Raw genomic sequence first — 3,362 nt, 5'->3', positions numbered from 1 at the left:
GGCTCGTGCGCCAGTCGCCGGGTCACGGTGTCACGCGGTGTGCCTTCGCAACCGCAGCGGCGGCACCACTGATCGGACTCGACGGCCCGGCACGCGAGAACCGCACGATCCGGGGCGAGTCGCTGACCGGTGACTTCGAGACCGAGCTCGTCAAGGCGGCAGAACGTATTCATGTCAGCGCGGGCGAAGCCCGCCTCAGGCGTAGCGTCGTGCAACGTCGAGGTCTTCCGGATGGGCTTGGTGTAGGAACCCCCGTCCTCGGGAGACCTCGACGCCTACCCGGCCACCGACGCGGGATGAGCTTTCACCGTCGGTGTGACACAAGTTTTTGACGGTTGATGATCTGAAGTCATCCAGGTGAGGGCGAATCATTCTGCTTCGGCCCCGGTCGCGCGAGGGTGCCCTGGGCCGGAACTTGAACGGTGGCTTCAGCCGTGGCTTGTGAGCCGTTCAGCTCTGGGGCATTCAGCGGCCGATGTCGTCCAGCTCGGCCAAGTCCCCATGAGAGAGGGCGAGTCCCGCGCCGGCGATGTTCTCGCGCAGGTGTGCCGTCGATGACGTGCCGGGGATGAGCAGGATGTTCGGTGATCGCTGCAGCAGCCAGGCCAGTGCGACGGACATCGGTGTCGCCTCCGATCGAGCGGCGACCGCCGACAGCGCCGAGGACTGAAGCGGGGTAAAGCCCCCGAGGGGGAAGAAGGGCACGTACGCGACGCCGTCGGGGGCGAGCCGGTCGATGAGCTTGTCGTCGTGGCGGTGGGCGAGGTTGTACATGTTCTGCACGCACACGATCGGCGCGATGCTCTGTGCCTCGGTGACCTGCTCCTCGGTGGCGTTGCTGACCCCGAGGTGGCGGATCAGGCCCTGCTGCTGGAGTTCGACGAGCGTCTCGAACGCCTCGGCGAGCGAGCCGGGCTGGGGGCCTTCGGCGTTGCCGAGTCGGAGGTTGACCAGGTCGAGTACGTCGAGCCCGAGGGACTCGAGGTTGTCGTGGACCTGGCGGCGCAGATCTTCGGGCCGCCGGGCCGTAGGCCAGCCACCCTGTTCGTCGCGGGTCGCGCCCACCTTGGTCACGATGTGCAGCGACTCGGGATAGGGACGCAGTGCCTCGCGGATCAACTCGTTGGTGACGCGCGGCCCGTAAGCGTCGCTGGTGTCGATGTGGGTGATACCGACGTCGACCGCTTCACGCAGAACGGCCAGGGCACCCTCGCGATCGGCGGGCGGCCCCATAACCCACGGGCCGGCCAGTTGCATGGCGCCGTAACCGAACCGGGTGACGGTCAGGTCACCCAGAGCCCAGGTGTCGCCGGGAAGAGAGAGGGAAGGCGTGCTCATCTTGTTGCCTTTCGTCGTGCACTTGGGGGGTGGCGCCTGCTGCCTCCCTGCATCAGCATTGGAGAGAAACTTCCTGTCGGGAAGTAGGCACTTTGAAGTGCGTAACCCACCCATTGGTGAGAGGTACGATCAGTGACGACGACGAAGGCGGCCCAGAAGAGGGCTCAGGCCAAGGTGGAGTACAACGCGTTCCTGGCAGAGTGCCCCAGCCGGCAGCTGCTCGACCGAATCTCGGACAAGTGGGTCGTCCTGATCTTGTGTGCGCTGGGCGGCGACAACAGCCCTCGCCAGCCCGGTGCAGCACACGCAGACGCTCCGAAGGCGATGCGCTACTCCGAGATCTCTCGTCTTCTGGCCGGGGTCAGCCAGAAGATGCTGACCCAGACGCTACGCTCGCTGGAGCACGATGGTCTGCTCACGCGTACCGTGACGCCAACCGTCCCTGTCACCGTCTCCTACGAGCTGACCGACCTCGGCCTCTCGCTCCACCACATGACGCGCGGGCTCAGAAACTGGGCGCAGACGCACATGGCCGAGGTCCTCGCAAACCGCGAGAACTACGGCTCTCGCACGTCCTGACGCCTCACATCCAACCGTCCAACAGCACTACATTCATCGGCGCTACACCCTCAACTGCGAAGAGCCGGATTGTTCTGGGCGATCGGCGGTGTGCCGGTCGAGCCTGGCCAGCAGATCGTCCAGGTCGGTGGTGGTGAACTTCCACTGGAACGGCTGTGCCGTGGCGTTGTAGCGGTTCTCGAAGTCCCGGAGCCGGTCTCTGACGTGGGTCAGGTCGGTGAAGTCGTTGGGTTGGACGACTTTCCGCTGAACGACGGAGAAGTAGATCTCCACCTGGTTCAGCCAGGAGGCGTGGACCGGGGTGTGGACCATGACCGCGTTCGAGAACGCCGTGGTCAGCCGGTCGGCGGCCTTCTTCCCGCGGTGGGAGGAACCGTTGTCCACGATCCAGAACACGCGTTTCGCGGTGGCGTAGGGCTCCTGACTCATGACCTGGGTGACCAGAGCCATGAACGGCACGATGCCGGTGGTTTCCTCGCAGCGGCCGAACACCTTCGCCTGGTGGACGTCGTAGGCGGCGAGGTAGGCCAGGGCTCCGCCGCGCCGTTAGGCGTGGTTGACCCGCATCGCTCTGGCACGGCCGGGGGCGAGGGTGGGGTGGCAGCGGCAGCGGGCCTGAACGGAAGTCTTCTCGTCCGCGCTGATGACGTACTCGTCATCGCCCATCGCGGTGCCCTCGAAGGTGCGAGCATACAGGTCAAGGACGCGCTGGGCCCGGGGGCGGAAGTCCGGGTCGGTGATGAAGATCCAGGAGTGATGCTGCCACGGCTTGAGCGCGTCGGCCTTGAGCCAGCGGCGCACGGTGGAGGCCGACAGGAAGGTGACGATACCCCGTGTGACGGCCTCGCGGGCCAGTTCCGGACACGGCCAGCGCGAAAGCGGCACCCCGCTCTCGGCAGGCAGCCGACAGGCCAGCGCCTTCACCTCGACCGCCTGCAAGGGCGTGAACGAAGACGGGCGGCCGGATCGCTGACGGTCCTGGAGCCCGGCAAGTCCCTGCTCGGCGAAGCGGCGCCGCCATCGGCGCACCGTGTCGAGGTGTAGACCCGTCTCACGCGCGATGCGGGCATTGGAACGGCCGCGCGCGGCGTGCAGCACGATCTGCGCCCGCACCCGCTGCCGATACTCGCTCTTGTGGCTCCAGGCCACCTTCTTCAACCGCTTGCGATCAGTGGCGGTCAGAAATATCGCACAGGCGACGGCAACAGGCACGGCAGACGAGCCAATCAGGAGAAAGGGATCACGGTCGGCGGCGGCCTGCCGCACCCGCGCGCCACACGCCCCTGCCGCGCGGTTCGGGCAGGGTGGCCGCCATGGCCGCGCCTCCCGACTCAATCAGAGTCAGTTGGGTTCGGAGAACAGCGCGTTGAGTTCCGGGAAGGCCATGCCTTCGGCGAGAGAGTCGTAGTCGCCGGCGCCGAAGAGATCCTGCGCGGTGCGGCGGG

Annotated in this window: 4 protein-coding genes and 1 pseudogene; 1 reads left to right on the top strand and 4 read right to left on the bottom strand. The window is 66.6% G+C overall.

All coding sequences use genetic code 11. The annotated features are described in order from the left end of the window. Together RH94_RS44135 and RH94_RS21360 are read right to left on the bottom strand one after the other, a co-directional pair. Positions 1 to 173: pseudogene (locus RH94_RS44135) on the bottom strand (ISL3 family transposase); the annotation flags it as partial. Positions 174 to 465: 292 nt separating this feature from the next. Next, a complete protein-coding gene (locus RH94_RS21360) occupies positions 466 to 1,338 on the bottom strand; it encodes an aldo/keto reductase family oxidoreductase (protein WP_073949113.1) in 873 nt (290 codons plus the stop codon). A 132-nt stretch (positions 1,339 to 1,470) separates the two neighbouring features. On the opposite strand from RH94_RS21360, the gene RH94_RS21355 reads away from it, so the two are divergent. Further along, entirely contained in the window at positions 1,471 to 1,917 is a 447-nt protein-coding gene (locus tag RH94_RS21355; RefSeq protein ID WP_073949112.1) for a winged helix-turn-helix transcriptional regulator, read from the top strand. A gap of 42 nt (positions 1,918 to 1,959) precedes the next feature. Here RH94_RS21355 and RH94_RS44130 read toward each other — a convergent pair whose 3' ends face one another. Both RH94_RS44130 and RH94_RS44125 read right to left on the bottom strand, forming a co-directional pair. Continuing rightward, positions 1,960 to 2,448, bottom strand: a complete 489-nt coding sequence (locus RH94_RS44130; protein WP_267893385.1) for a transposase — start codon at positions 2,446 to 2,448, stop codon at positions 1,960 to 1,962. Positions 2,449 to 2,463: 15 nt separating this feature from the next. After that, positions 2,464 to 3,183 carry a helix-turn-helix domain-containing protein gene (locus RH94_RS44125; RefSeq protein ID WP_234425931.1) on the bottom strand — a complete coding sequence of 240 codons (720 nt, stop codon included), beginning with the start codon at positions 3,181 to 3,183 and terminating at the stop codon, positions 2,464 to 2,466. Between the last annotated feature and the right edge of the window lie 179 nt (positions 3,184 to 3,362).

The sequence above is a fragment of the Streptomyces kebangsaanensis genome (assembly GCF_001906585.1).
Taxonomy (GTDB): domain Bacteria; phylum Actinomycetota; class Actinomycetes; order Streptomycetales; family Streptomycetaceae; genus Streptomyces; species Streptomyces kebangsaanensis.
Note: the sequence above shows the minus strand (reverse complement) of the source record. Positions and strands in the feature narration are given on the sequence as shown.

Bases quoted from the DNA above. Each gene is read 5' to 3' on its own strand.
- RH94_RS21360 (WP_073949113.1), bottom strand. From the start codon at position 1,338: ATGAGCACGCCTTCCCTCTCTCTTCCCGGCGACACCTGGGCTCTGGGT.